This is a genomic window from Pontiella sp. (genome assembly GCF_041622395.1).
Lineage (GTDB): Bacteria > Verrucomicrobiota > Kiritimatiellia > Kiritimatiellales > Pontiellaceae > Pontiella.
In genome coordinates this window covers 1-4,955 of record NZ_JBFJYW010000279.1, presented here as the reverse complement: position 1 = coordinate 4,955, position 4,955 = coordinate 1, and the positions used below count along the sequence as shown (strand labels likewise).

Sequence of the window (4,955 nt, the reverse complement as noted above, 5' to 3'; positions counted from 1 at the left end):
GGCAATCCTCGAGCACCTCGTAGGAGTGTTCGAAAACGGCATCGAACTGCAGGCAGTCGCCCGCCGCGAGAATATGGTGCTCGTAGGGCAAATCGATCCGGACCTGGCCTTCCAGCACCCAGCACACCTCGCAATCGTCGCGGTGCGCGTCCGGATTGGAGCGCGATGCGCCCTTGGGCGCTTCGGCATAGTAGCACTGGGAATTGGCGAACTCGATCTGCCGGAAATGGAAGTCGCCGGCAATCCGGTCCGTCTCCCGCTTCGCCTGCGCGGTGCGCGACTCCACCAACGCCAGCATTTCCGAGGCCGTCAGCCCGAACGCGCGGGCCAACCGGAACAGCGTCTTCAGCTCCGCCACCGTCTGGTTGCGCTCCAGCTTCGAGATCACCGCCGTCGAGATCCCCGTGCGTTCCGACAGATCGGCGATCGTCATGCCGTCGCGCTTGCGCAAATCGCGCACGACCGAAAAGTTGTACATATCCATATGCGGTATTCCCATTTTCCCCCCATCGACGCGGCGCAATATAGGCCTTGACATATTTCCCGTGCAATATATTTTTGACCGCAATATATCCCGGAGGAACTTATGCGCATTCATCCAACCCTTACTCCGCAAGAGCTGATACCGGACCTGGAACGCTTCTGGCAGGTCTCGGGGCAGAAAATCGCCGACCTCGACCGGCACTATGACCCGGCCAAGGGATCGCCCGTCTTTACCGTGGCGGGGAAATACACCGCGCGCGGCTGGACCGAATGGACGCAGGGCTTCCAATACGGCTCCGAAATCCTTCAGTTCGATGCCACGGGGAACCCGACGTTTCTGGAGATGGGGAAAAAGAACACCGTGGAAAAGATGGCGCCGCACGTGAGCCATTTCGGCGTACACGACCACGGCTTCAACAACGTCAGCACCTACGGCAACCTGCTGCGCCTGATGAACGAAGGCCGGATCCCCGAAAACGAATGGGAACGCAATTTCTACGTCATGGCGTTGCAGGCCTCGAGCGCGGTGCAGGCCAAGCGCTGGACCGCCCTGCCCGCCGGCGGCTACATCTATTCCTTCAACGGCCCGCACTCTTTGTTCGCCGACACCATTCGCTCGCTGCGCGCGCTGGCGGTCGGCCATCAGCTCGGATATGCGCTCATGGGCGAAAACGACCGGCGGACCAGCCTGCTCGAACGGCTGGTGCAGCACGCGAAGACCACCGCCGATTTTGCCGTCTACTATGGCGAAGGGCGCGACCACTACGATGTTTGGGGCCGCACCGCCCACGAGAGTATTTTCAACGTGAACGACGGCGCCTACCGCTGCCCCAACTCGCAGCAGGGCTTTTCGCCCTTCACCACCTGGACGCGCGGACTCGCCTGGATCATGCTCGGCGCCGCGGAACAACTCGAATTTATCCAGACCCTGGAAGATGCCGAACTCGAGCCGCTCGGCGGGCGCGAAGCGATCGAAGCCTTCCTGCTGAAGATGGCGAAAGCCACCTGCGATTTTTACATCGAGCACACCGCCACCGACGGCATTCCCTATTGGGACACGGGCGCGCTCGACCTGCACCAGCTTGGCGCCGAAGTCTACGAACGCGAATCCGATCCGTTCAACGATGCGGAACCGGTCGATTCCTCCGCCGCCGCCATCGGCGCCCAAGGGCTGCTGCGGCTCGGCCGCTATCTCGATGATTCAACCTACACCCAGGCCGGACTCACGGTGATGAAAACGCTGCTGAGCGACAACTATCTCAGCCTCGACGAAGCCCACCAAGGGCTGATCCTGCACTCGGTCTACCACCGCCCCAACGGCTGGGACCACATTCCCGCAGGCCGCTCCGTCCCCTGCGGCGAATCGAGCATGTGGGGCGACTACCACGCCCGCGAAGCCGCCCTCTATGTCCAGCGCCTCGCCCACGACGAGCCCTACTACAAATTCTATCTATAACCAAATGTACGGGCGGGTCCTGCGCCCGCCTTAAAAGGAGAAAACCATGATCATTGGAGACCTCAAGGAAATCAAGGGCCGCACCTATCCGGCCAAGCGGCTGACGCAAAACCTCGTGGGCGGCGCCTCGCCCGTGCAATGCACCAATTTCGCGATGGGCTTCGTGACCCTCGACCCCAACGGCGGACAGGTTCCGTGGCACAACCAGGAGCAGGAGGAAGTCTACTTCGTCGTCTCCGGCAAAACCGAAATGTGCCTCGGCGACGAGCGCCGCGAAATGGAGGCCGGGCAGATCGTTCACATTCCTTCCGGCGTCTATCACCAGATGACCAACATCGGCACCGAGCCCGCAACCTTCATCTACTGCTACGGCCCCGCCGGCGACGTCGCCCACTGGAAACAGGAGCTGGCCGGCACGCTGCCGAAGGAGGGCGTCGACGTTCCCGCCCTACCCGCCGGCGCGCACCCGCAGTGCACCGACCTGCCCGAAGGCGGGCCGATCATTATATAGAAACTAGAAACCTGAAATCGGAAACTTGAGGTAAGGGCGGGCCTTGTGTCCGCCCATCGAAAGGAGATCTACCATGGAAATCAAACGCATCGGCATCATCATGAACGGCGTAACCGGGCGCATGGGCACCAACCAGCACCTGGCCCGCTCCATCGGCGCAATCATCAAGCAGGGCGGCATCAAGGTCGGCAACGACCTGATCATTATGCCCGACCCGATCCTGACCGGGCGGCGCGACTATGCGCTGAAGGAACTGGCCGAGAAATACGGCAACGAAACCCGCGGCGAACCCTTCAAATACACCACCGACGTGCAGGGCGCGCTCGACGGAAAATACGGCGACCACGAGATCTTCTTCGATGCCTCCGGCACACTCCAGCGCGCGGGCTTCATCGAAGCCGCCGTAAAGGCGGGCAAGGCGATCTACTGCGAAAAGCCGACCGCCGTCGAAACCGGGGAAGCGGTGCGTTTGGCCAAGCTGGTCGAGGACGCCGGGCTGAAAAACGGCGTGGTGCAGGACAAGCTCTGGTTGCCCGGGTTCCGCAAGCTCAAGATGCTCAAGGAGCTCGGCTTCTTCGGCGAGATCCTCTCCGTTCGCGGCGAGTTCGGGTATTGGGTCTTCACCGGCATGGATCTGGATCAGCCCGCCCAGCGGCCGAGCTGGAACTACCGCGCCGAAGACGGCGGCGGCATGATGATCGATATGTTCTGCCACTGGCGCTATGTGATCGACAACGTGTTCGGCCCGATCAAGAGTTTGGTGGCCTACGGCGCGACCGACATCGGCGAACGCCGCCGCGAAGACGGCACGCCGTTCAAGGCCACCGCCGACGACTCGGCCTATGCCATGTTCCTGCTCGAAGACGGCACCATGGTGCAGTTCAACAGCTCGTGGTGCACCCGCGTTCGCCGCGACGACCTGCTGACCGTGCAGGTCGACGGTCTCAAGGGTTCGGCGGTGGCCGGCCTGCGCGAAGTCAAGACCCAGTCGGCCGCCAACACCCCCAAGCCCGTCTGGAATCCCGACATCCCGCAGCCGATCGATTTCTTCGAAGCGTGGGAAAACGTGCCGAACAACCTCGAATACGACAACGCCTTCAAGATCCAGTGGGAGCTGTTCATCAAGCACGTCGTGCTCGACACCGAATGGAACCATTCGCTGATGGAAGGCGCCAAGGGCGTCCAGCTCGCCGAGCTCGGAATGCAGAGTTGGAAGGAGCGCAAGTGGCTCGATGTCCCGGAACTCGGCTAACCTCCGCGGCGCCGGCTTCATCCGCAACCGGCGGACGGAAGCCAACGGCGCCGCGCATCAGAACATGTTCCGGACTTCGGCGGCGAGGGCCTGTCCGAGCTTAAGATGTTCTGCGGCTTCGAAATGGATGCCGTCGATGGCGCTGCTTTGGATCACGCCGCCGGCCTGGAACAGGCGGAAGCCGCGCTGCTCGGCAACGGCGGCAAACGCCTCCGCCAGCCGGTGCGACTTTTCCTCGCCGCCGACAAACAGATCCTTGAACGCGGTCGGGGCGAGCGGCGCGAACGGCGGAGGGCAGACCACCAAAATTTCCGGCGCCTTCCCGGTGGCCGGATCGGTGCAGGAACGGGCGGCGCGAACCAAGGCCCAGGCACTGTTGGCGACATCCAACGCGGAGACGGCGAAACGGTTTTTCAGGTCGTTCGTTCCGAGCATGACGATCACCAGCTCCAGCGGCTCGTGCGATTTGAGGATCGGGACCAGTTGCCGCAGTCCGTTTTTGTGGCCCTCGATGGGGTCGTCCCAAACCGTGGTGCGGCCGCAGAGCCCCTCCTCCACCACATGGAAAGCGTCGCCGAGCTCCTGCTGCAAAATGCAGGGCCAGCGGATTGAGCGGTCAAAGCGGGGGCCGCCTGCGGGATCGGCTCCCCAGGTATTCGAATCGCCAAAGCACAGGATGGTTTTCTCGGTCATGAATTTTCCTCCATGGCGGTTCCCGCACCGGGCGGGGCGTTTTCGGGCCCAATGGACCGTCGCGCGGCGCGTCATCCCGCCAATCTATTTTTCACAGGCAAAAGGTAGGGAATATTCGCAAACGATCAATGGTTTTTCCGCAAATTGTGATGCCGCCGCAAATCCCATTGACCGATCCGGCTTTTTGTCTTTTATTTTTCGATCGAACATTTCCCACCGCCCCCCCCGTTGCGAAGGCACGGGGCCATGCGAAGACGGCACGAAAGGAACGCCATGAAACCACGCAGCATACTTCGAACAACAACCGGCTGGATCGCGCTCTGCGCGCTGGATTCGGTTGCATTTGCCAACCACCCGCAACTGCTCGTCACCGCCGACAGGCACGACGCGATCGTGCAAAAGACCACCACGGTCGACTGGGCAACGGCGGCCTTCAGCGGACTGCGGGAACGGATCGATCCGTTGGTGGCCCAAACCGCCGCCGACCCGCAATGGGCGACGTCCCGGATGGCCATGAACTGGGACACCCACTACACGCAGGCGATCACCGAACAATCCCG

The 4,955-nt window shown here is 62.1% G+C and carries 6 protein-coding genes; 4 read left to right on the top strand and 2 right to left on the bottom strand.

Going from position 1 to position 4,955, the window contains the following annotated elements:
• Positions 1 to 499: helix-turn-helix domain-containing protein (locus ABYO54_RS13930; RefSeq protein ID WP_372808855.1), on the bottom strand; the 499-nt coding region annotated here is incomplete at its 3' end.
• Positions 500 to 586: 87 nt separating this feature from the next.
• On the opposite strand from ABYO54_RS13930, the gene ABYO54_RS13925 reads away from it, so the two are divergent.
• The 3 genes from ABYO54_RS13925 to ABYO54_RS13915 all read left to right on the top strand — a co-directional run bounded on the left by ABYO54_RS13925 (position 587) and on the right by ABYO54_RS13915 (position 3,702).
• Complete coding sequence (locus ABYO54_RS13925) at positions 587 to 1,939, top strand: glycosyl hydrolase (RefSeq protein WP_372808854.1); 1,353 nt, start codon at positions 587 to 589, stop codon at positions 1,937 to 1,939.
• Between the two features lie 46 nt (positions 1,940 to 1,985).
• Positions 1,986 to 2,450, top strand: a complete 465-nt coding sequence (locus tag ABYO54_RS13920; RefSeq protein WP_372808853.1) for a cupin domain-containing protein — start codon at positions 1,986 to 1,988, stop codon at positions 2,448 to 2,450.
• A gap of 73 nt (positions 2,451 to 2,523) precedes the next feature.
• The gene (locus ABYO54_RS13915) at positions 2,524 to 3,702 is read left to right on the top strand and encodes a Gfo/Idh/MocA family protein (RefSeq protein ID WP_372808852.1); all 1,179 of its coding nucleotides are present in this window, start codon (positions 2,524 to 2,526) and stop codon (positions 3,700 to 3,702) included.
• Between the two features lie 57 nt (positions 3,703 to 3,759).
• On the opposite strand, the gene ABYO54_RS13910 is transcribed toward ABYO54_RS13915, so the two are convergent.
• A complete protein-coding gene (locus tag ABYO54_RS13910) occupies positions 3,760 to 4,395 on the bottom strand; it encodes an SGNH/GDSL hydrolase family protein (RefSeq protein WP_372808851.1) in 636 nt (211 codons plus the stop codon).
• Positions 4,396 to 4,668: 273 nt separating this feature from the next.
• Here ABYO54_RS13910 and ABYO54_RS13905 point away from each other — a divergent pair.
• Positions 4,669 to 4,955, top strand: a 287-nt coding sequence (locus ABYO54_RS13905; protein WP_372808850.1) for a hypothetical protein, incomplete at its 3' end; no start/stop codon positions are given.